Annotated in this window: 19 protein-coding genes and 1 pseudogene; 14 read left to right on the forward strand and 6 right to left on the reverse strand. The window is 72.2% G+C overall.

Annotated elements, in window-relative coordinates:
• Positions 1 to 29: 29 nt before the first annotated feature.
• Positions 30 to 566 carry a GNAT family N-acetyltransferase gene (locus FGW37_RS31600; RefSeq protein WP_246430668.1) on the reverse strand — a complete coding sequence of 179 codons (537 nt, stop codon included), beginning with the start codon at positions 564 to 566 and terminating at the stop codon, positions 30 to 32.
• A gap of 327 nt (positions 567 to 893) precedes the next feature.
• Between FGW37_RS31600 and FGW37_RS31605 the strand changes: the two genes are divergently transcribed.
• Positions 894 to 2,333, forward strand: a complete 1,440-nt coding sequence (locus tag FGW37_RS31605; RefSeq protein ID WP_179084205.1) for an AMP-binding protein — start codon at positions 894 to 896, stop codon at positions 2,331 to 2,333.
• Positions 2,334 to 2,388: 55 nt separating this feature from the next.
• Here the strand turns inward: FGW37_RS31605 and FGW37_RS31610 are convergent.
• A pseudogene (locus tag FGW37_RS31610) lies at positions 2,389 to 2,598 on the reverse strand (DNA-binding protein); the annotation flags it as partial.
• A gap of 263 nt (positions 2,599 to 2,861) precedes the next feature.
• On the opposite strand from FGW37_RS31610, the gene FGW37_RS31615 reads away from it, so the two are divergent.
• The 7 genes from FGW37_RS31615 to FGW37_RS31645 are packed head-to-tail and all read left to right on the forward strand — an operon-like array spanning position 2,862 to position 12,158.
• Positions 2,862 to 4,331: a B12-binding domain-containing radical SAM protein gene (locus FGW37_RS31615; RefSeq protein ID WP_179084206.1), complete on the forward strand. Its 1,470-nt coding sequence runs from the start codon at positions 2,862 to 2,864 to the stop codon at positions 4,329 to 4,331.
• Positions 4,261 to 5,436, forward strand: a complete 1,176-nt coding sequence (locus FGW37_RS31620; RefSeq protein ID WP_179084207.1) for an arginase family protein — start codon at positions 4,261 to 4,263, stop codon at positions 5,434 to 5,436. The genes FGW37_RS31615 and FGW37_RS31620 overlap by 71 nt, the downstream gene beginning before the upstream one ends.
• A gap of 22 nt (positions 5,437 to 5,458) precedes the next feature.
• The gene (locus FGW37_RS31625; RefSeq protein ID WP_179084208.1) at positions 5,459 to 6,670 is read left to right on the forward strand and encodes a hypothetical protein; all 1,212 of its coding nucleotides are present in this window, start codon (positions 5,459 to 5,461) and stop codon (positions 6,668 to 6,670) included.
• Positions 6,671 to 6,675: 5 nt separating this feature from the next.
• On the forward strand, positions 6,676 to 7,623 hold the full coding sequence (locus tag FGW37_RS31630) for a phosphotransferase family protein (protein WP_179084209.1): 948 nt from the start codon (positions 6,676 to 6,678) through the stop codon (positions 7,621 to 7,623).
• A complete protein-coding gene (locus tag FGW37_RS31635) occupies positions 7,620 to 8,780 on the forward strand; it encodes a GNAT family N-acetyltransferase (protein WP_179084210.1) in 1,161 nt (386 codons plus the stop codon). Before FGW37_RS31630 ends, FGW37_RS31635 begins: the two co-directional genes overlap by 4 nt.
• Positions 8,780 to 10,087 (forward strand): MFS transporter, encoded by a 1,308-nt coding sequence (locus tag FGW37_RS31640; RefSeq protein ID WP_179084211.1) that lies wholly within the window; start codon positions 8,780 to 8,782, stop codon positions 10,085 to 10,087. The genes FGW37_RS31635 and FGW37_RS31640 overlap by 1 nt, the downstream gene beginning before the upstream one ends.
• 31 nt (positions 10,088 to 10,118) lie before the next feature.
• Positions 10,119 to 12,158, forward strand: coding sequence for an HAD-IA family hydrolase (locus FGW37_RS31645; RefSeq protein ID WP_179084212.1), 2,040 nt, complete (start codon positions 10,119 to 10,121; stop codon positions 12,156 to 12,158).
• 17 nt (positions 12,159 to 12,175) lie between these two features.
• Here FGW37_RS31645 and FGW37_RS31650 read toward each other — a convergent pair whose 3' ends face one another.
• Positions 12,176 to 12,757 carry a GNAT family N-acetyltransferase gene (locus FGW37_RS31650; protein ID WP_179084213.1) on the reverse strand — a complete coding sequence of 194 codons (582 nt, stop codon included), beginning with the start codon at positions 12,755 to 12,757 and terminating at the stop codon, positions 12,176 to 12,178.
• 223 nt (positions 12,758 to 12,980) lie between these two features.
• On the opposite strand from FGW37_RS31650, the gene FGW37_RS31655 reads away from it, so the two are divergent.
• The 4 genes from FGW37_RS31655 (at position 12,981) to FGW37_RS31670 (ending at position 15,603) form a co-directional block, all read left to right on the forward strand.
• Positions 12,981 to 13,697 carry a TNT domain-containing protein gene (locus FGW37_RS31655; RefSeq protein WP_179084214.1) on the forward strand — a complete coding sequence of 239 codons (717 nt, stop codon included), beginning with the start codon at positions 12,981 to 12,983 and terminating at the stop codon, positions 13,695 to 13,697.
• Positions 13,694 to 13,954, forward strand: a complete 261-nt coding sequence (locus tag FGW37_RS31660) for a hypothetical protein (RefSeq protein WP_179084215.1) — start codon at positions 13,694 to 13,696, stop codon at positions 13,952 to 13,954. The genes FGW37_RS31655 and FGW37_RS31660 overlap by 4 nt, the downstream gene beginning before the upstream one ends.
• Positions 13,955 to 14,058: 104 nt before the next feature.
• Positions 14,059 to 14,928 carry a maleylpyruvate isomerase N-terminal domain-containing protein gene (locus FGW37_RS31665; RefSeq protein WP_179084216.1) on the forward strand — a complete coding sequence of 290 codons (870 nt, stop codon included), beginning with the start codon at positions 14,059 to 14,061 and terminating at the stop codon, positions 14,926 to 14,928.
• Positions 14,929 to 15,006: 78 nt separating this feature from the next.
• On the forward strand, positions 15,007 to 15,603 hold the full coding sequence (locus tag FGW37_RS31670) for a GNAT family N-acetyltransferase (RefSeq protein ID WP_179084217.1): 597 nt from the start codon (positions 15,007 to 15,009) through the stop codon (positions 15,601 to 15,603).
• Here FGW37_RS31670 and FGW37_RS31675 read toward each other — a convergent pair.
• From FGW37_RS31675 to FGW37_RS31685, 3 genes are all read right to left on the reverse strand, one after another.
• Positions 15,560 to 16,684 (reverse strand): PP2C family protein-serine/threonine phosphatase, encoded by a 1,125-nt coding sequence (locus FGW37_RS31675; RefSeq protein ID WP_246430669.1) that lies wholly within the window; start codon positions 16,682 to 16,684, stop codon positions 15,560 to 15,562. The two genes, FGW37_RS31670 and FGW37_RS31675, sit on opposite strands and share 44 nt — an antisense overlap.
• A gap of 134 nt (positions 16,685 to 16,818) precedes the next feature.
• A complete protein-coding gene (locus FGW37_RS31680) occupies positions 16,819 to 18,042 on the reverse strand; it encodes a beta-ketoacyl-[acyl-carrier-protein] synthase family protein (protein ID WP_179084219.1) in 1,224 nt (407 codons plus the stop codon).
• Positions 18,043 to 18,214: 172 nt separating this feature from the next.
• Complete coding sequence (locus FGW37_RS31685; RefSeq protein ID WP_179084220.1) at positions 18,215 to 18,622, reverse strand: ATP-binding protein; 408 nt, start codon at positions 18,620 to 18,622, stop codon at positions 18,215 to 18,217.
• Positions 18,623 to 18,791: 169 nt separating this feature from the next.
• On the opposite strand from FGW37_RS31685, the gene FGW37_RS31690 reads away from it, so the two are divergent.
• Both FGW37_RS31690 and FGW37_RS33650 read left to right on the forward strand, forming a co-directional pair.
• Positions 18,792 to 19,463 (forward strand): HemK2/MTQ2 family protein methyltransferase, encoded by a 672-nt coding sequence (locus FGW37_RS31690; protein ID WP_179084221.1) that lies wholly within the window; start codon positions 18,792 to 18,794, stop codon positions 19,461 to 19,463.
• The gene (locus tag FGW37_RS33650) at positions 19,447 to 19,725 is read left to right on the forward strand and encodes a CDGSH iron-sulfur domain-containing protein (RefSeq protein ID WP_246430670.1); all 279 of its coding nucleotides are present in this window, start codon (positions 19,447 to 19,449) and stop codon (positions 19,723 to 19,725) included. The genes FGW37_RS31690 and FGW37_RS33650 overlap by 17 nt, the downstream gene beginning before the upstream one ends.
• Positions 19,726 to 19,749: the final 24 nt, after the last annotated feature.

Below are 19,749 nucleotides of genomic sequence, written 5' to 3' on the forward strand. Positions count from 1 at the left end.
GCTCACGTTCCCGGCAGGGCGCAGCAGGATTACGGCCTGTAGGCGCACGCCGCGAGCCTGGCGTGCGCCTTCCAGCCCAGCGACTCGTACAGCGCGCGCCCCTCGTCCGTCGCCCCCAGGACACCGAGGGACGCGCCCGCGGCCACGGCGTGGTCGGCGAGCGTGCGCATCACGAAGGCGCCGAGGCCGCGGCGGCGGTGGGTCTCCTCGGTCACCACGCGGTCGACGACCGCCTCGTGGCCGAGCAGGGCGACCTGGCCCTTGGCGGCGAGTTCGCCCGCAGCGTCGTGCACCCGGACGAAGGTGACGCTGCCGCTCGTCTCCAGGGACCCGCTGTAGCCCTCGGGCACGACCGGTTCCGTGGCCGACAGGTCCACGGCCATCAGATGGCCGTTCTCCTCGTCGTCGACCACCCAGCCGCGAGGCAGCCACGGCCTGACGTCCTCGGGTTCCGCGGGCACCTTGAGCCAGGTGTGCGGCACGCTGACCGATGCCGCGGCCGCCCGCACCGCCGGCTCGTGGGCTTCGAAGAGCACGTGGCGCCCTGCCTGTTCGGGCTGTCCCACCTCGATGTGGACCCCCCAGGGATGCTCGACGGGCCGCGGCGTCTGCCGCGACAGGGCCCATCCCGACGCCCATACCCTGACAAGATCCGAAACCACGAGACCTCCCGAAGTAACCGTCACTCACTAGGAGCGCACATTACGCGGCGCCATGAGTCACAGCACTTTCTTTTCGCGCAGCGGATGGCGCACCACCGGGCCGGCCACGTACGAGTGCGGGCCGGCCACGTACGAGTGACGGTCACATGCCGGGGCGGGGGCACGGGCAGATGTCCGTCAGGGCACGGTGACAGCGCCGGCCGAGTCGGCTGCCGGCCGTCCTCGAGCGTGATGACCGCCCTGCAGGAGGCGACCGTGCGGGAACTGCTGACGACCGTGTGCCCCGACGCAGGGGCCGCGGCCTCCTACCGGGCCTCCGGGCTCTGGCGCGACACCACCTTCACGGACGACCTGCGGCGGCTCGCCCGCGAGATCCCGCACGCCGTCGCCCTGGTCAACCGGCGGGGGCGCCACGGGCGCGAGGAGATCCTGACCTTCCAGCAACTCGCCGACCGGACCGGACGCATCGCGGCGGGGCTGAGAGCCCTCGGCGTACGCAGAGGGGACGTCGTCGCCGTCCAGCTGCCCTGCTGGTGGGAGACGGCGGTATTGACCCTCGCCTGCGACCGTCTCGGCGCGGTCACCGCACTCCTCCTGCCGGACACCGGCCCCCGCGAGCTGGAACGGGCGCTGGCCGTCACCGGTGCGTGCATCCTCGTCCTGGCCGACGTGGCGGAGGGAGCGTCCGGCGTGGAAGCGGCGGCCTCCATGGCCGGCCGCCTTCCCGCTCTGCGGCACCGCGTCGTCCTCGGCGGGGCCGTCGCCGGTGGTGCGGCTGTCGCCACCCGTGCACTGGACTTCACCACGAGCCTGCTGCGATGCACCGACCCGCTTCCGGACCCCACGCCGCTGCACCCGGACGCGGTCTCCCTGGTCACCTTCGCCTCCGGCATCACAGGCACGGTCACCGGCGTGATGCACACCCCCAACACCCTCCACGCCGCCGTGGCCGCCCCCGCCCACCACGGGGGCGGCGGCGGGCGCGCGGCGTCGCAGGCAGTGGCCTCCAGCCAGTCCCACGTCCTCGGGCACGTGCGCAATACGCTCCACCCGCTCGTCAACCGGGCCCCGGCACACTACGCCGACGTCTGGGACGCCTCCGTCTTCCTGGACATGCTGGCGCGCAACCGTACCGAGCGGATCTTCGCCTCCGCCCGGCAACTCACCCAGCTCGCCGCCGAACAACACCAGCGTCCGCGCCCCCTGAACGGACTGCGCATGGTGGTCAACACCTCCATGCCGCTCTCGCGCGAGCCGGCCTCCCTCATCCGCGACGTCCTGTGCAGCAGACTCGTCAACTCCTGGGGGACGACCGGCATCGGCCGCGCCCGCACCGGGGTCGAGCTGCGCCTGGACGCGGAGCCGGGCGCACCGGCCGGAGTGTCCCGGCTGTTCGTCCGCAGCGCCTCCACCTGCCTGGCGACCTTCGAGGGCGACAGCGGCCGCCTCCGCTGGGACTCTGCCGGAACCGGTGGGTGGTTCGACACCGGAGACCTGGTCACCCAGGACGGCCGCGACGGCTTGCGGCTCGTCGGACGTGCGGCTGACCATGTCGGATCCGGTGCCTGGATGGTGCCCGCACGGGACGTGGAGGAGGAGCCCCTCGGCTCCCCGGCGGTCCAGGACGCCGCCGTCATCGGCCACCCGGATCCGGCCGCGCAGGACGACTGACCGGCTCCTGCTGCTCCTACGTGGCGGTGCGGCCGGCCAGCCGCGCGTAGCGCTGACGGGCGGCTTCGTGGGGCCCGAGGACGGACGGGTGGGTCTGACGGCGGCGTTGTTCGTCGGTGGACGCGTGCCGCTCGGCGATGCGGAACAAGGACGCGTAGACGACGCGGTGTGCTCGGGCCTGGTCCGCGTGCGGGGGCGTGAAGGGATCGGTGGGGTGGGTATGCCTCGCGACTGTGGCGCTCTTTGGCTGTTTACTTACCTCTATATCGGTGCCACGCTATGTTGGTTCGAACGGTGGGGAGCGTTTGCACCCGCCCATCGGCGTGAGTGCCTGTACCTCGAAAGCTTCGACGTCGTAAGCCGCGGAGCTCCGGGCGTTCGTCCCGGGTGACGGTGATCTCGACGCCCACCGTCGGCGCCGGTGGCACGGCTGCCACCCATCGCCGGAACCGTGGTCAATGCCATAGCCAATGATGTGCACACCTCAACGCTGTGCGTCGTCAGACGAATGCGTCAGGGGGACTTCCCATGTCCAAAAGCTGCATCACACAGTTACCGTTCCCGTCCACGCTCGCGCCCGATCCCCACCTGTCCGCGTACTACGAGGACTACGACCGGCGCTTCAGGTCCTTCCTCCCGGCGTACTTCGTCCCGGCCGAAGGCCTGTGGGAAATGCCGTTGTGGGTGGCGCATTTGACGGCACTGCTCGACGTCGCGGGCCTGGAATCGTGCTTCCGGGACCTGTCCGGGCAGCCTGCGGAAACCGCCTCCTGCGTCCCCCCGATTCTCGCCGACACCGGGCCCGGAGACCTGGTCCTGATGTCGCCGCTCGCCCAGAACCTGCGCCTCGCCCTGGACGTCGCCGCCCGGCTGGAGGCCGCAGGCCGCAAGGTGGTGCTCGGGGGCAACATGGCCCCCCTCACCCCCGCAGGCAGCGTGCACATGGTCCACAAGGGGCAACTGGACGCGGCCTTCGTCGCCTCGCTCGCCGCGAGTGCGGCAGGCGCCGGCGGGCAGAGCGAGAAGGCCGCCGGCCGGGGGCTGTCCCCGGACCGCATCTCCTGGGCCCCCGACTACCGTCATCTGGAGGGGTACCGCGGGCAGGTTCCGCTGCTACGGCTCAATGCCAGCCACGGCTGCCTCTATACGTGTTCCTTCTGCGGTGACGCCTGGAGCAAGCAGCTCACCCTCGTCACCAAGCAGGCGCTGGCCGAAGAGGTGGACCGGCTCGCCGAGCGGTTTCCGCAGACGCGGCTCATCTATGTGGGAGACAAGACTTTCGGCCAGTCCCGCGAAGCCGTCCGCAATCTTCTGGAGGTATTCCACGACCGGCCCGGATATCAGTTCATCGTCCAGACCCATGTGATGCAGGTGAAGGAGTGGGTCATCGACGCCATGCATGAGCTGGGCGTCGTCGCCGTCGAATTGGGGTTCGAGTCGGCCGATTCGCAGATGCTCAAACGACTCCACAAGCTGTCGCGCGGCCTGGAGGACTACACCAGGAAGATTCGCGACATCAGCGAGTCGGGGCTCAAAGTCGTACTGAACGTGATGGGCGGTCTGGACGAGGAGACCGAGGAATCGCACGGCCAGACGGTGCAGTGGCTGGAGGAGAACGGGGACGCCCTGTGGCTGTTGAACCTCTACAACTTCGTGCCCTACCCTCTCACTCCCGACTTCCCCCGTCTGCGGGAGCGGATCGTCGACTGGGACTTCGCCTCCTGGCGGGAGGACGCGCCGGTCGTCTACCGCCCGCGGCACCTGACCCGCGAGCGCAGCTGGGAGCTCTTCCAGGAGAAGATCTCCGTCGCCCACCGCATCGTGCGCGACGGCCACGACGTCCCGGCAACCCGGACCGCCGCCGACCCCACCCGACCCCGCCCCCGTACGTCCGTCCGACTTGCCGCACCGACGCGGGAGGAACGAGATGAGCACCAAGGATCCGGCCGAGAACCCGACCACGGACGCGGCCGAGGACCCGACCCGGCAACTCCCTGACTTCGCCGCCCTCCAGCAGGCGGCCGAGCCGAAGGAGTTCGAGACCGACCCCCTGCCCGGCTGGGCCGGCATCGGCACCCTCTTCGGCGCGCCCGCAGGAGCCCGCACCGGCGCGAGCGACGCACCCGCGGACGGCTGGACGGTGGCCGGTGTTCCCTTCGACGGGACCGCCAGTTCCCGTCCGGGCGCGGCCGAAGGCCCCCGGGCCGTCCGCCAGGCAAGCCTCGTCTTCTCCAGCTACCTCACCAGCCTCGGCGAGTGGCGGATGCTCGACACCCGCAGCGGGGGCACCTTCCGCTACCGGGCACCGTCCGTCACCGACGCCGGAGACCTGCACGTCTATCCCACCGACACCGTACGCACCTTCCAGGCCGTGGCCGCGGAGAGCCGCCGCCTCGCCGAACACACGTCCCGGGCCGTCTTCCTCAACGGCGACCACTCGGTCACCTTCGCCACCTTCGCCGGCTTCCGCGCGGGCCGCCTCGACCGCGGCGCCCGCCGCGTGGGTTTCATCAACATCGACCACCACTTCGACTACGGGAACTGGAGCGCCCTGCACGGCCCGCTCTACCACGGCTCCAACTCCCGGCGGATCAGTGAACTGCCGGGCGTCGAGCCGCGCGACATCGCCTTCGTGGGCGTCGGCGACGTCACCAAGTACGACCAGTTCCGGCACCTCACCGACGAGGGGTACCACGTGGTGCCCGCCGCGCAGATCGAGCGGGAGGGCGCCGCGTCCGCCCTGCGCGACGTCGTCGAGACCATCGGCAGCCGCTGCGACACCGTCTACGTCTCCCTAGACATCGACGTCCTGGACACTGCCGCCGCCACGGGCACCGGCCACGTCACCATGGGCGGCCTGCGCACCGGCCGGCTGCTCGACGTCTACGAGGAACTGCGCGCCCTGCCGGTGGACGGACTGGACGTGGCCGAGGTGGCCCCCCGCTACGACCCGTCCGGAAGCACGGCCCAGATCGCCGCACGCCTGCTGTTCGAGTTCCTCTTCCGCACGGACTGCCGGCCCCCGGAGCCGGCGCCGTGGCTGCCCACGGCGGAAGGCCGCGTCGGCTCGCAGCACCAACCGGCGGGTGAGGAGAGCCGATGAAGGAGATGAAGGAGGAGAGCCGATGAAATTCGCCCCCGCCGAGGCCCACGTCGCCTGCGACGACCTTCTCGCCGAAGGCCCCGGTCAGGGCCCCGGCCAGGGCCCCCGCCAAGGCCCCGATCACAGCCCCGACCAAGGCCCCGACCGCGGCTCCGACGACGACGGCCGGCCGGCAGCACTCGACCGTATCGCCGGCCACGGTGCCCGCGTCCTCGAACGGCTCGGCTTCGTCGCCTTCCGGCTGGGCCGCCTGCGGCTCCCGGTCGATGAGAGCCGCAAGACCGCCCGGCTGCTCGCCGAACGGCTCCGCCGGGCCCTCGTCGACCGGGGCGCGCCCGCGGACATGCGCCTGGAGGTGGACCGGCCGCAGGAGACGTACGTCCCCGACGGCTTCCCCACTCGCACCCTCCTGCCCCACTTCGACGGACAGCACTGCTCGTACCTGACGCCCAGCCGCCACGACGCGCCCGACTGGGACCCCTCGTGGCGCGAATTCGGCAAGCACGGCTACACGACCACCAGCGCGCACAAGCTGTACCAGGGCATCTTCCTCACCGACCCCGGCGAGGGCCTGAGCGCCACCACGTACTACGACTGGCTGGGCATCCTGCGCGCCGTCCGCGCAGCCCGCGGCCTGGGCTCCGCCGGGGAGCCGGTCGCCGACGTGGCCCGCTGGCTGGGGGAACAGCTGCGGACCGCACTGCGCCGGCAGCCGGAGCACGGCTGCCCGTATCCCTCCCTCGGCGCCATGCTGGGACTGGAGGAACAGATGTGGCACGGGCTCTCCTTCCACCACAGCGAGGCGGAGCTCCCCGAGACCGCGCGGAAGTGCTGGCCCCAGGTCACGCCTCTGGCCGAACGCTGTCCCTGCGGCCGCTGCCGTGGCGAGGTGGGGCGGGTCTTCTGCCACCAGGTGCTCATGGCCACCGGCCTGACCTGGCAGGCGTTCCGCGACCGCTGGGAGATCGTGCTGCCCGGGGAGCACTGCGACCTGCTCTTCGGCCACAACCTCACCATGCTGCACGGCGGCCTGGCGGGTGGAGCGCGGCGGGTGCTCGACCCCTTGTGCCTCGTCGTGGACCGGCCGGCCGGGCCCGCCTACGAGACGTGGCTCGCCGAGTCCTGGCGGCGCACCCCTAGCACCCCTAGCACCCCCAGCGCAGCAACGGCAGCAACGGCAGCAACCGAAGCCGGCGTCAAGGCCGCCTCCGAAGCAGCCACTGGTGCACGCTGATGACCATGACGAGACCCACGACGCAGGCGACGGCGCGGGCCCTGCGCGCCGCTGCAGAGGAACTCGGCCTGACCGGCGGAACCCTGGTCGGCCACGGCCTGGAGTTCGACGTCTGGCGCATGACCCACCCGCACCGGGGCGAGGTCGCCCTCAGGCTCCCCGCCCGCGCGATCGACTCCAACGCCAACGACCCCTACGTCGAAACGGCCGAACTGCTGCGCCTCGAAGCGGAGATGTACCGCTACCTCCGCCCACGCGGCATCCCCGTCCCCGAGGTGTACGAGCTGCTCCGCTACGACGTCGACGTCCTCGTCTGCGAGTTCCTCGAAGCGGACGGCAGCACGTACCGCTCCTTCGCGCTGGGCGAGCTCGTGGGCCGACTGCACGAGCTGCCCCCGCCGGCCGTCCTCGGTCCCGCCCGGAGTGCCGAGGTGTTCCGGGCGACGATCGCGGAGCGGGTCTCGCGGCGGTGGTCCGTCCTCTGCGGCCTTCCGACGGTCCGCGAGGCCACCACCGGCAGCGGCCTCGACCTGCCACCCGCGCCTGACCCCCGTACGGTGGCCTCGCTCATCCCCACCGACTGCACCCCCTCGCTCCTCCACCTCGACGTGCGAGCCGCCAACACCCTCGTCCGCGACGGCCGTATCCGCGCCCTGATCGACTGGTCCAACTCCATGGCGGGCGACCCGGCGCTCGAACTGGCCCGGATCGAGGAGAACGCCCGGCTGCCCGAGAACCGCATCGAGATCGACGAGTTCCTGTCCGGATACGCCTCGGTCCGCCCGTTGCCCGAGCGCACCGACGACTGCTGGAACCTCTACCGGCTCGACGCAGCCGTCATGCTCGCCGTCGTCTTCACGTGCGAGGCGCCCGACGCCCGGCGCGGACCGGCGGCAGTACGGCGCGTGCACGAACTCAGCGCGCGGACCCCGGCCCTCGGACACCGCCCATGAGCAGTGAGGAGAAGAGCCACGGCCCGGCCCCGGCAGAGAGCTTCTACAGCAGCGACCCGTGGCTGGCCCTGCTGCACGACCACGGCCACCACTACCGCCGCCAGGCGCTCTCCCGGGACGGGCGCGTCGCCGTCGTCCCCCTCACCGACGGCACCGCCGTACGCTCCACCCGCTACCGCCCCGCATTCCTCCTCCGCGGACGGATCGCCGCCGAGCGCTGCACGATCGCGGGGCCGTGCTCCGGCTATCACAACGAGCTCCGCTACGAGGGGGAGAAGCTGCCTGCCGCGGCGGTCGCGGAGGAGCTCATAGCCGTCACCGGCGGGCAGCCGGTCCTCCTGCCCTACCTGCCGAGCGGGCCCGCCGCCGATTTCGAGGCGGCCGGCCACCCGGCCGGGCCGGTCGCATGGGAAGCCTGGCTCGATGTCCCCGGCACCGGGTTCGACTCCTACCTCGCCGGCCTCGGCAGCACCCGGAGGCACCAGGTCAGAAGCGACCTGCGGCGCCTGGACAAGGCGGGCATCACCTTCACCACCCGGCCCCTGGCCGAGCCGTACGAGGAACTGGCCACGGCCCTCGTCGCCCACGAGCGCAAATACGACGCCGACTACAGCCGCCCGCCCGAGGAGTTCGCCCGCTATCTGGCACGATGCGCCGAAGTCCCCGGCGCCTACGTCGTCCGGGCACGCCTCCGCGGCCGCACGGCCGGCTGTCATGTGGTGTTCCACTACCGGGACGTGGTGTGGTCGAGGCTGATCGGCGTGGACGAGTCCGTGCCGGGCGTCCGGGGCTGCTACTTCGGGCTGATGTTCTACGAGCCGCTCCGGCTCGCCTACCGGCTCGGTGCCCGCGCCGTCCACCTCGGCATCGGCACCTCCGAGGCCAAGTACCACCGCGGCGCCCGCCTGGAACCGCTGTGGACCGTCGCCGTCACGGCCCCGGGCAGGGACCGCGAGCGGGCCCGGGAAGGGCTGGCGGACCGCGCGCGGGACCTGCCGGACCCGGTCCCGGAGGGGGCCGGGCCGGCTCCCGCTTCCCCTTCGGAGTGGAGCTGTACGGAGCGGGGTCCGTCGGAGCGGGGTCCGTCGGAGCGGAGCCAGGGACCTCATGCCTTGGGGCCCCATGACATGTGGCCCCAAGGCATGAGGCCGTCGTGATGGACCGGATGACCGCCGAGCCGCCGCCCAAGCCGTCGCCGTCCGACGCGCCCGCACCGTCGGCCTCCTTCCGTACGGTCCTCGCAGGGCGGCACTTCCGCCGCTTCTTCTTCAGCCGCGCCGTCTCCCTGGCCGGCGACGCGGTGGTGCCCACCGCACTCGCCCTCACCCTCACCGAGCGCGGCGCCACCGCGGGGTGGCTGGGAGCGATGCTGGCCGCCGCCCTCCTCCCCAAGGTCGCGTTCCTGGCGTTCGGCGGCATCGCCGCGGACCGGTTCGCCAAGCTCCCGCTGATGGCCGCCTCCTCGCTCGTCTGCGGCGCCGCCCAGCTCGCCACCGCCTTGGTGCTGACCACCGGCGGCGGCCTGCTGTGGTGGGCGCTCGGCTGCCAGACCGCGTACGGGGTCGCCTCCGCGGTGGGCTACCCGGCGACCTTCGGCTACCTGCCGCACTGCGTGGACCCGCCCCGGCTCGGCGCCGCCAACGCCCTGCTGAGCGCATGGACCGGCGCCGCCGCGCTCCTCGGCCCGGCGGCCACCGCCGTCCTGGCCGCCCTCGGGGATCCCGCACTGGCCCTCGCCCTCGACGGCGCCTCCTTCCTCCTGGCCGCCTGCCTGCTCGCGGGCCTCCCGCGCGGCGGCCCCGCCGGACACGTCGGCGGCGGCATCGACGCGCTCCGCGAGGGCTGGCGGGCCCTGCGCCTGCTTCCCTGGCTCCTGCGGATGACGGTGGTCGACAGCCTCATCCTGCTGCTGGTGACCGCGCCCTTCATCGTGCTGGGCCCGGGGCTCGTGCAGCACGTCGCCCCCGGAGGCTGGGCCCTGCTGATGCTGCTCTTCGCCGCCGGGGAACTGCTGGGCAGTCTCGCGAGCGGCCGTGTTCCGCTCCGGCGGCCGATCCTGGCGGCCGTTCTCGGCCTTCCCATGCTGGGCTTGCCGCCGCTGCTCCTGGCCATGGGCGCCGGGCTGTGGCCCCTGTGCCTGGCGCAGGTGCTCGCCGGGGCGTCCATCGGCGCGTACGGGGTGCTGGTCAACACCGCCGTACAGCGCGAGACGCCCCCCGCACAGCTGGCCCGGGTCGGAGCGATCTCCTCGGTCGGCTCCTTCGCCTTCCTGCCGCTCGGCTACGTACTGGCGCCCCTGCTGGCCGGGCTGGTCGGTCCGGAGCCCCTGCTGTGGGGCGCGGCGGCCTGGACCGCGGTCTCGGTGCTGGTGCTGCTGGCCGATGCGGACCTGCGCTCCTTCCGGTACGGGACAGAGGGCGGCGGGACACCGGGCGGGGGACAGGTGACGGGCGGGGACAGGTGACGGGCGGCGGACGCGCAGCGGAAGGACACCGATGACGGTCAGGCGGTTCACGGCCATCGACGAGGTGGCGGCGGCGATGCGCGGGGCGCGAGCACTGTTCGAGGGGAGCCTGGAGGGCTCGCCGGACTGGCTGAGGGCGGAGGAGGGCCGCGTCAGCCCGTCCCACCACTACCTGCTGGCCGGGGACCCCGGTCCGGCCCGCACCGCTGCCGCTCTGGCAGCCTGCTACCCCCTGCCCCACACGGCACGCCACCGCGCGTACGCGTCCTGGGAAGTCCTCCTGGGCACGCCCACCGAGACACTGGCCCGGCAACTCACCGCGGGCCCCGCGCGCGAGGCCGCCCTGCGCCGGCTCGCCGCCCTGCGCGCCCGTCTGCCCGTAGCCGCGACGGACACCCTGGCCGTCGTCACGCCCGGCTCCGTGCGATCAGGAGTCCTGACCGGCTCAGCGGACGACGCTGACGGAACCCTCCACGAACTGGTCGCCGGCGTCGAAGCTCTCGCCGCCGAGTGCGGGGCACCGGTGGTGGAGTTCTGCCACGTGCGGGCCGAGACGGCCGACGAGCCGCTCCACCGTGTGCTGCGGGAGCGTGGCTACGCGGCCGTGACCACGGGCGCCGACGCCGTACTGGACGTCACCTGGCCCGACGTCGACGCCTACTTCGCCTCGTTCCCCGGCCACCGCCGCAGGCGGCTGCGCAAAGAACGCGAGCGCTTCCTGGCCACGGCCCCGGAAGTACGGGTCCAGGGCCCCGAGGGGCTCACCGCGGACCTCGTCGCGCTGCAGCTGGCGCGCTACCGCGCCTACGGCCACGACGCCGACGCCCGGGCCGTGCGCGACCGGTTCGCGCGGGCCGCGCAGATCCCCGGCCTCAAGGTGCTCCGGGCCGACCGCGACGGCCGCCCCCTCGGCTTCATCGCCTTCTACGAGGACAGGGCGCGGCGGCGCATCACCACGAGACTGGGCGCCTTCACCCGGGAAGCCGGTGCGTACTTCAACGTGGCCTACTACGAACTCGTCGCCCACGCGGCGCGGCTGGGCGGCATGCGCATCCACTACGGGGACTCGACCTACGCGGCCAAGACAGGCCGGGGCTGTGAGCTGGTCAGGCTCACCACGTACCTGCGCTCGGCCGATCCCGCGCTGCACAGGACCCTGCACGACGCGGTCCGGCTGCGCACGGATCTGGAGGAGGACGAGATGTGCGCGGCGGAAGGACGTACTACACGGCAAGGGCCGCAGAGAAGGCCGCAACCGCAACCGCAGCTGCAACCGCAACCGAAGCCGCAGCCTCGGACTCGGACTCGGCAGGGAAGCGGCATCCAGGAAGGCCCGGAACCCGCCGGTACGGACCGCCGACGGCCCGAGGTCGTCCTCTTCGACGCCGCCGGCACGCTCTTCTCCATGCACCCGTCCTTGCCCGAACTCATCGCCCGGCGTGCGGCGAACGCCGGGACGCCCTGCAGCATCGAAGCCGTCGAGCAGGCCGTCGACACCGTGGGCTCCACGCTGGGCTGGCCCGACGACCAGCCCACGCACGCCGAACGGCTGCAGGCGTGGACGGAATTCACCACGCTGATCCTGAAACAGGCGGGCGTAGCGGACGGCTCCGCCGTGCTCGCTACGCCGATCGCCCGGTCCGTCGCCCGCGCCGTCGTCGAACCGGCCAACTACCGGCTCTTCCTCGACGTCCCCGCCGTGCTCGACCGATTGGCGGCAGCCGGAATCCCCGTCGGCATCGTCTCGAACTTCGACGACCTGCTGTTCGAGATCCATCACCACACGGGACTCCACCGGTGGTTCCGCGTGGTCGTCACCTCGTACCGCACCGGAATCTCCAAACCGGACCCGCGCATCTTCCACCGGGCGCTGCGCACCATGGGTGCCGACCCGTCGCGCACCTGCTACGTGGGCGACTCCGTCTATTCGGACATGGGCGGCGCACGCGCAGCGGGCCTGCAGGGCATCCTCATCGACCGCGCCGGTGCACACGCCGGCTATCCGGGCTCCAGAATCTCCACGCTCCGACAGCTGCCGGGCTTCCTGGGGCTCGATTCCGCCGGGGGATAGCGATCGGGTGGGAACGCTCAGCCGCCGGCGCGGCCGGTCTGTCCCGTCCACGACGCGGTTCGCGGGCGATCGCCGACCCGGAGGCGGTACACCACGTTCTTGCGGAGCGGCCCCTCGGGCACGGTCAGGTCGTCGAAGTCGTCAGCGGGGTCGTACGTCATGCCGATGCGGCGCATCACCGCCTGTGACCGGAGGTTGGTGGCCGTCGTCACCGCGAGGATTTCCGTCAGACCGAGGTCGCCGAAGCCGTATTCCACGACGGCGAGTGCGGCCTCGGTGGCATAGCCGTGGCCCCACGCCGGGCGGGCCAGGCGCCAGCCGGCCTCCACTCCGGTGAACGGCATGTCCTCCTCCACCGGGTCCAGCCCGGCGAACCCGATGAATTCACCGGTGGCCACGACCTCCACCGCCCACCATCCCCAGCCGCGCCGCTCGAGGTCGGCTTGGAAGCAGGCGACGGACGCCTCGCTCTCCTCCCGGGTGAGCACCGCCGGGAAGTACCGGCGCACTTCGGGATCGGCATTCATGGCCGCCCAGGGATCGAGGTCGGACTCCTGCCACGCACGGAGCACCAGCCGGTCGGTTCGCAGTCGGAGCATCACACCAACCTAATGCAGCCACGGTCGCCGAGCCATCGAATATGCAGGCCGGCGGGGCCCTCAGGGGTCACGTAGCGCCGGAACAGGAACGCCCCCCTTCACTTGGCTGATCTTGGCCTGCCTCACGGGCCGCGGTCCGGGAGAGCATGTGTGAGCACTGAGGTTTTCGATGCGTTCGTGCCTCTTGCCTCACTACGAGTCCCATGTGAAGAGGGGAAATTGAATGAGTGACAGGAGTCGTCTCCTGGCAGCGGTCTGCGGCGCCGTCCTTACCGGCTCGCTGCTGACCGGCCCGGCCTACGCCGCGCAGGACGCGGGAGACCGGGAACGAATATCCGCGGCCACCCAGGAACCGGCCGGCGCCACGAAGGCCGCCGACCTCCGGGCCAAGCTGTGCACGGGCGCCTTGGATCCGAAGAACCCGCAGCTCGGCCCCGCCACCAACACGCTGCCGGGCCCGTCGGACAAGCCCGTCGGCCCGCTGCTGAGCGGCTACGACAGGACCGGCGGCCTCAAGCCCGACAAGTTCCTGAGCAAGTACTGGACCGGAAAGCCCACTTGGAACTACCCGCCGGACGACGGCTTCGCCACGCGCGGGGGGAAGCTCGACAAGAATAAGACCGCCCTCAAGCCGGGCCAGAAGCTGGACCGCTTCGGCCACGAAGGCGGCAGCTTCCTGGCCCCGGCCGGCGCCCGCTACTCGCAGCGCGCCCTGCCGCCGGACAACCTGCAGACCATCGACGAGAAGTACCCCTGCAACTACCACGTCTACACCGTGGCCAAGTCCTTCACCGTCTGGCAGGGCGGCATAGCCCCCTGGTTCGGGCAGGCCGGGGGCGGACAGCAGATCCAGCTCGACCCGGAGCTGGTCCCCGGCGCGCCCAAGCCCAAGCTCAATGTGAAGTGGCTTGTCGACAACGGCTACCTCAAGCGGACGTGACGGAGCAGCCCGACGACCGGCGGACGGCGCTCGCGGCCCTGCGCGAGGCGGGAGTGCCCGGCCGCCTCTACCGCATCGAAGGTGTCCACGAGCCCGAAGCACTGCTGCCGGACTTCCACTTCCTGCGGCTGCGCGAGGGCAGTTGGGAGACCGGCCTCTTCGAGCGCGGCGAGTACGTCGTCACCGCTCGCTTCCCGGCGGCTGAAGAAGCAGCCGCCTGCCGGCAACTGCTGCTCCAGCTGATCCCGGACGGCTGATCCCGGACAGTTGATCCCGGACGGCTGATTCCGGGGGATCCTCTATCGCGAGCGGTACGCGGGTAGTAGCCTGCGGGCGCCTGTCCGCCGTCAGGGGGTGTGCCGTGGGTGCCGTCGCCGGCGTCGATCCCGTCGCCGAGCACGAGAGGACACGCGCCGCCCTGCGCGCCGTCATCCCGCGCCTGGCCCGTCTGCTGCGCGACGTCCCCGACTTGGACGCACCCTCCGGCGTGCCGCCGTGGACGGTGGGCGATGCCGGCGCCCACCTCTGCGCCGCGTACCTGGTGTACTGCTCCGCCTTCACCCATGAGTTCGCGGACTGGGACAGCGTCCTGCCACCGGGCGACGTCCCGTTCACCGAGCGGATCACGGCGGTGAACGCCAAGTCGATCGGGCTCCTGGACGCCGACGAACGCAGGCACCTCGGCGACCTCGTCACCGAGCGGGGGGAGAGGTTCCTGCAGGTCACCCGGGACCTCGCCCCCGGCACACCCGTCGAAGCCCCCTGGTACGGAGAGCAGGTCGTCCTGACACTGGCGACCGCGACCGGGCTGATGCTCAGCGAGAGCCTCCTCCACGGTCTCGACATCGCGCGCGGCGCCCGGCGGCCTCGCACCCCGTGGACGATCGGAGCGGACGAGGCCCGCCTGGTGATCGGCCAGGCGATGCCCGCGATGATGCCGCTCGCCCTGGACGAGGCGAAGGCGCAAGGGGTCCGCATCGCGTTCGACGTCGTCATCAAGGGCGGCGGTCCGCGCCTGGCGGTCGTCGTCGACGGCGGGACGGCGACGGTGACCCGCGATGCGCCGCCCCGGGCCTACGACTGCAGGATCACGGCGGAACCGACCGCGTTCCTGCTGATCAGCTTCCGGCGCACGCCGTTGTGGACGGCGATCGCCCGCGGCCGGATACGAGCCGGCGGACGCAAGCCGTGGCTCGCCCTGCGCCTCAGCGAACTGATCGTCGGCCCCTGAGCCGCCCGGTCTTCGTGCGAAGATCCTTTCGTAGATGCGCTTTCGCAGCTGCGCCGGTTCCCACCGCGGAAGGTGACGATGTACGCGATATCCCTGGGCGACGACGGTGCGGAGCTGCGCCCGGTCGAGCCGTGGCAGGCCGGGGAGTTCCTGGCCCACATGGAGCGAGGGCGCGAGTTCATCGGACGGCACAACGGGCTTCCCGACGTCGTCACGGACCTGGAGTCGAGCCGGGCGTTCCTCCGGACGTACGCGGAGAGGGCCGCGGCCGACACCGGACGCCTCTACGGCATCCGGTCGGACGGCAAGCTGGTCGGCGGGTTCCTGCTGCGGAGGCTGGACTTCGAGCAGGGCATCGCCGAGGCGGGCTGCTGGCTGGAGCCGGCGGCGGTGGGCAGGGGCCTGGTGACACGGGCAGCGCGCGTGGTCATCGACTGGGCCGTCGAGGAGCGCGGCATCCACCGCGTGGAGTGGTGGGTGTCGACGGAGAATGCGCCCAGCATCGCCGTGGCCCGGCGGCTCGGGATGACGAAGGACGGCGTGCTGCGGGAGAGCTTCCTGTACCGGGGGAAGCGCCACGACGAGGAGATCTGGTCGGTGCTCGCGCCGCAGTGGCGGGCGGCGAGCAGTGTCAGGGGCTCACACCCCCGACGTCCAGGGCCGCACTCCGGTTGATGGCGAGCAGTACCAGGTCATCGGTGATGCAGCCACCGGTGTGACGGCGCACATCGGTCAGGACGGCGTCGAGCAGCGCATCCGGCGAGGGAAAGTCGCGCCCGGTCAGCCGGGCGACCGGGTCGTAGAAGGTGCCGGAGCGGTCGCGGGCCTCGCTCAGGCCGTCGGTGTACAGGAACAGGGTCGCCCCCGGCGGGAACGGCACGGTATCGGTCCGTTCCTCGACGGCGCCCAGCTCCGTCAGGCCCAGGGGCAGGGCCGGCTCGGACGGATCCACGCTGCGGACCGCCCCGCCGCGCAGCAGCAACGGCGGCGGGTGGCCGCGGTTGATCAGCCGCAGTTCGCCGCCCGAGGGCGGGATCTCGGCCAGGACGCAGGTGACGAACCCCTCGGTGCGCTCGGGCCCCGGCCGCCGCTTCGCTTCCCGCAGCAGCGCCCGGTCCAGCCTGGCTGCGATCCGTACGAGCGTGGGTTCGTCGTCGGCGGCCTCCCGGAACACGCCGAGCGCCACGTCCACCGCCTTGACGGCTTCCATGCCCTTGCCCCGCACGTCGCCGACCAGGCAGCGCACGCCGTACGGAGTGTCCTGGACGCCGTAGAGGTCACCGCCGATCTGCGCGTCCTTCACGGCGGACTGGTAGCGCACGGCGATCTTGTAGGGCCCGATCGAGACCGGAGGCCGCGGCAGGATGGCATCCTGCACGGCGAGGGCGATCCTGCGCGCGGACTGCAGCCGCACGTCGCTGTAGTGCATGAGGCGGTTGACGACGACGGCGATCGCCGAGACGGTCGCGACCGCCGCCAGTTCACTGCGGCCACCGGAATCCGCCATGATGCCGAAGTGCGTGAGCAGCGCGAAGTCGGCGACGCAGGCGCCGATGGCTGCCAGGATCGTCGCGCGCAGTGACAGCAACGCGGCCGCCGCCATCGGTGCGGCGGTGTAGAAGGCCTCGGCGCTGAAGCGCGGAGGGGTGTTGTAGTCGAGGACGACGCCTCCGACGAGCAGGGCCACCGGCAGCAGCTGGAGGTGGCGCAGGAACCAGCGCCTCTCCGCGGTGCGCCCTGTGTCCGGTGCCCTCACGTGCTTGCTCCCGCTCGTTCGTGCCGTAGGACCGTACCCGTACGACACGCTCCAGCATCCTCGGGCCCGATTGCCGCTGCCAGTCATGGTGGGGCCGTATGGGTACGCGCCGGAACGGCCCCGGTTGCGACGGCTCAGGGTGCGGGTGTGAACACCAGGGAGGCGTTGTGCCCGCCGAAGCCGAAGGAGTTCGTGAGCGCGGCCGTCAGCTTGCCGTGCCGGGGCGCTCCTGCGACGACGTCGAGCTTCACCTCCGGGTCGAGGGTGTCGAGGTTCTGCGTCGCGGGGATGACGCCGTCGCGTACGGCGAGGATCGTGGCGAGGGCGCCGATCGCGCCCGCGGCGCCGAACAGGTGGCCGGTCATCGACTTGGTCGCGGTGACGGCCGGGTGCGTGCCGATGGCCTCGGTGATCGACCGGGCCTCGACGAGATCGCCCTTGGGGGTGGACGTCGCGTGGGCGTGGACGTGCTCGACGGCCGGGGGGTCCAGCCCCGCGGAGGCCATGGCCAGGCGCATCGCACGGACCTGACCGTCGGGGTGCGCGGCAGTGATGTGGTGGGCGTCGGAGGTGACGCCGGCGCCGGCGAGCGTCGCGTGGGCGCGGGCCCCTCGCGAGGCCGCGGCCCCGGCGCGCTCCAGGACGACCACGACCGCGCCCTCGCCGATGACGAATCCGTCGCGTTCGGTGTCGAAGGGGCGGGACGCCTGCCGGGGCGCGTCGTTGCGCGTCGAGTGGGCCTTGGCCTGGGCGAACCCGGCCAGCGGCAGCGGGTGGATGCAGGCTTCCGTACCGCCTGCCACGACCATGTCCGCGCGGCCGAGCCGGATCAGGTCCAGGCCCGTCGCGATGGCCTCGGCCCCGGACGCACAGGCGCTGACAGGGGTGTGCGCACCGCCGCGGGCCCCGAGGTCGATGCTGACCCATGCGGCCGGGCCGTTCGCCATCAGCATCGGGACGGTGTGGGGCGACACGCGCCGCACTCCGGAGGCTTCGAGGATGTCGTCCTGGCCGAGCATGGTCAGGGCGCCGCCGGTGGCCGTGCCGATCACGACGGCCAGCCGCTCCGGATCGACGTCGGGCCTGCCCGCGTCGGCCCAGGCCTCGCGGGCCGCGACGAGCGCTATCTGCTCGCAGCGGTCCATGCGCCGGGCCTGTACGCGGTCCAGGACCTCGGTGGGCTCGGTCCTGAGCCTGCCGGCGATCTTCACGGGCAGGTCCGCCGCCCACTCCTCCTCGATCGCACTGATCCCCGACTGCCCGGCCAGCATCCCCGACCAGGTCGAGGCCACGTCCCCGCCGAGCGGAGTCGTGGCCCCCAGGCCCGTGACGACCACATCATCGGTGTGCGTGCTCACTGAGCAAACCCCCTTTGTAGTAGAGATACAACTCCCCGCAGAGCCGACCGCGGGAAGAGGTCGACCTGGGGGCCACTCTGCCAAGGGGGTGATGGGTGATTAGATGTCGTGGCCAACGGAGTTCGGCGTCCAGGATTTGTAGGAAACGATCATTCCCAGAGGCCTGGGAGGGTCACCTCAGCGGCGCGCCCTTCAGGGGGAGCGAGCCGGCCGGCAGCGCATTGGCCGGCTGTCCGCCCCGGGCGGCCGACTTCGCCGTTTCGCCCACGAGGACCCCTGCTGATCCCGCGACCTGGCCGACAGTCCGCTCGGTCGCGGCCGTCGTGTGCTTCACGGTCCCGCCGGCCGCCTTGCCCGCCGCGGGAACCGCCCGCTTCACGGCCTTGCCGCCGACGTCCCCGGCGACGCTCGTCGCCTTCTGCGCCACGCTGTCCACGGTCTCGCCCAGACTGCCGGGGTCGACCGTCGTCAGCCCGCCGACGTCCAGGGACGGCGCCGAATCGGCGGCCTGGGCGGCGGTGGCCGATCCGAACGTCAGAGCGGCTGCGGCCATGGCGACGGTGGTGAGGACTCGGCGCATCGACTCTCCTGCAGAGATACGAGTGGGCATGTCGTGACTTGTAACGACCGGTCGCCCTCCCGGGACACGCGGCAGCCCGCACGGACGCCTTCCGGCGCCTCTGCTCACCCAGTGACCCGAAGGGCCTACGGTCCGCTTATCGGCCCTCCCGCCGGGGTACCCGAGGGGAATGCGGTTCTTCCGGCTTCCTGGGGTCTATGTGCCTCAGGAGGACACAGCACTGCTCCTGGAAGCCTTCTCCCGGGAGCGGGTGGATCGCGGTGCGGCCGTGTTGGACGTGGGGACCGGCTGCGGCGTCCTGGCTGTGGCGGCGGCGCGGCGCCGCGCCCGGGCCGTCGCCGTCGACGCCTCGCACCGTGCGGTGCTCACGACGCGCTTGAACGCGCTGCGGGCAGGCGTGCGCGTGCGGGCCGTCCGGGGCGATCTGCTGACGCCCGTGTCCGGCGGGTGCTTCGATCTGATCCTGGCCAACCTTCCATACGTGCCGGTGCCGGTGCCGGTGCCCGTGCCGGGCGGCCGGAGTCCGCTGCATGGCCCCGGGCGGAACTGGGCCGGGGGACAGGACGGCCGAGCCTTCCTGGACCGGCTGTGCCGGGGAGCGCCGGAGCTGCTCCGGCCCGGTGGAGTGGTGCTGATGGTGCACTCGTCCGTGTGCGGGCCGGAACGCACCGTGAAGGCGCTCGAGGAGGGCGGGCTGACCGCGGAAGTGACCGCCCGGCGCGCCGTCGCGTACGGGCCGGTCATGCGTGGTCAGGCCTTGTGGATGCGGGAGCAAGGGCTGATCGAGGCCGACGACGTCCGGGACGAACTGGTGGTGGTCCGTGGTGAGCACCTCACCTGAGGAACCGGTGGGGTCCGGCTCCGGCTCCGGCTCCGACCCCGGCCGCGAAGAGGCGCGGCGGGTGTGGCAGGAACCGGGCGGGCCGATGCTGATCGAGGGGCCGGTGGAGTTCGTGACGGAGGACGGCAGCGTCGTCCGTTCGGACCGGCCGGTCGTCGCCGTGTGCACCTGCCGTCGCAGCCTTCTCTACCCGTTCTGCGACACCAGCCACCGCAGTCGTCAGAGGCCGGATGCGTCTTCCGGGGAATCCCGGGAGCCGTGACGAGCGGGGGACCCTGCCTCGGCG

It is taken from the genome of Streptomyces rectiverticillatus (assembly GCF_013394065.1).
Classification (GTDB): domain Bacteria; phylum Actinomycetota; class Actinomycetes; order Streptomycetales; family Streptomycetaceae; genus Streptomyces; species Streptomyces rectiverticillatus.

Coding starts and splice junctions, on each gene's coding strand:
- FGW37_RS31605 (WP_179084205.1), top strand. CDS start 894: ATGACCGCCCTGCAGGAGGCGACCGTGCGGGAACTGCTGACGACCGTG.
- FGW37_RS31615 (WP_179084206.1), top strand. CDS start 2,862: ATGTCCAAAAGCTGCATCACACAGTTACCGTTCCCGTCCACGCTCGCG.
- FGW37_RS31620 (WP_179084207.1), top strand. CDS start 4,261: ATGAGCACCAAGGATCCGGCCGAGAACCCGACCACGGACGCGGCCGAG.
- FGW37_RS31625 (WP_179084208.1), top strand. CDS start 5,459: ATGAAATTCGCCCCCGCCGAGGCCCACGTCGCCTGCGACGACCTTCTC.
- FGW37_RS31630 (WP_179084209.1), top strand. CDS start 6,676: ATGACGAGACCCACGACGCAGGCGACGGCGCGGGCCCTGCGCGCCGCT.
- FGW37_RS31635 (WP_179084210.1), top strand. CDS start 7,620: ATGAGCAGTGAGGAGAAGAGCCACGGCCCGGCCCCGGCAGAGAGCTTC.
- FGW37_RS31640 (WP_179084211.1), top strand. CDS start 8,780: ATGGACCGGATGACCGCCGAGCCGCCGCCCAAGCCGTCGCCGTCCGAC.
- FGW37_RS31645 (WP_179084212.1), top strand. CDS start 10,119: ATGACGGTCAGGCGGTTCACGGCCATCGACGAGGTGGCGGCGGCGATG.
- FGW37_RS31650 (WP_179084213.1), bottom strand. CDS start 12,757: ATGCTCCGACTGCGAACCGACCGGCTGGTGCTCCGTGCGTGGCAGGAG.
- FGW37_RS31655 (WP_179084214.1), top strand. CDS start 12,981: ATGAGTGACAGGAGTCGTCTCCTGGCAGCGGTCTGCGGCGCCGTCCTT.
- FGW37_RS31670 (WP_179084217.1), top strand. CDS start 15,007: ATGTACGCGATATCCCTGGGCGACGACGGTGCGGAGCTGCGCCCGGTC.
- FGW37_RS31685 (WP_179084220.1), bottom strand. CDS start 18,622: ATGCGCCGAGTCCTCACCACCGTCGCCATGGCCGCAGCCGCTCTGACG.
- FGW37_RS31690 (WP_179084221.1), top strand. CDS start 18,792: ATGCGGTTCTTCCGGCTTCCTGGGGTCTATGTGCCTCAGGAGGACACA.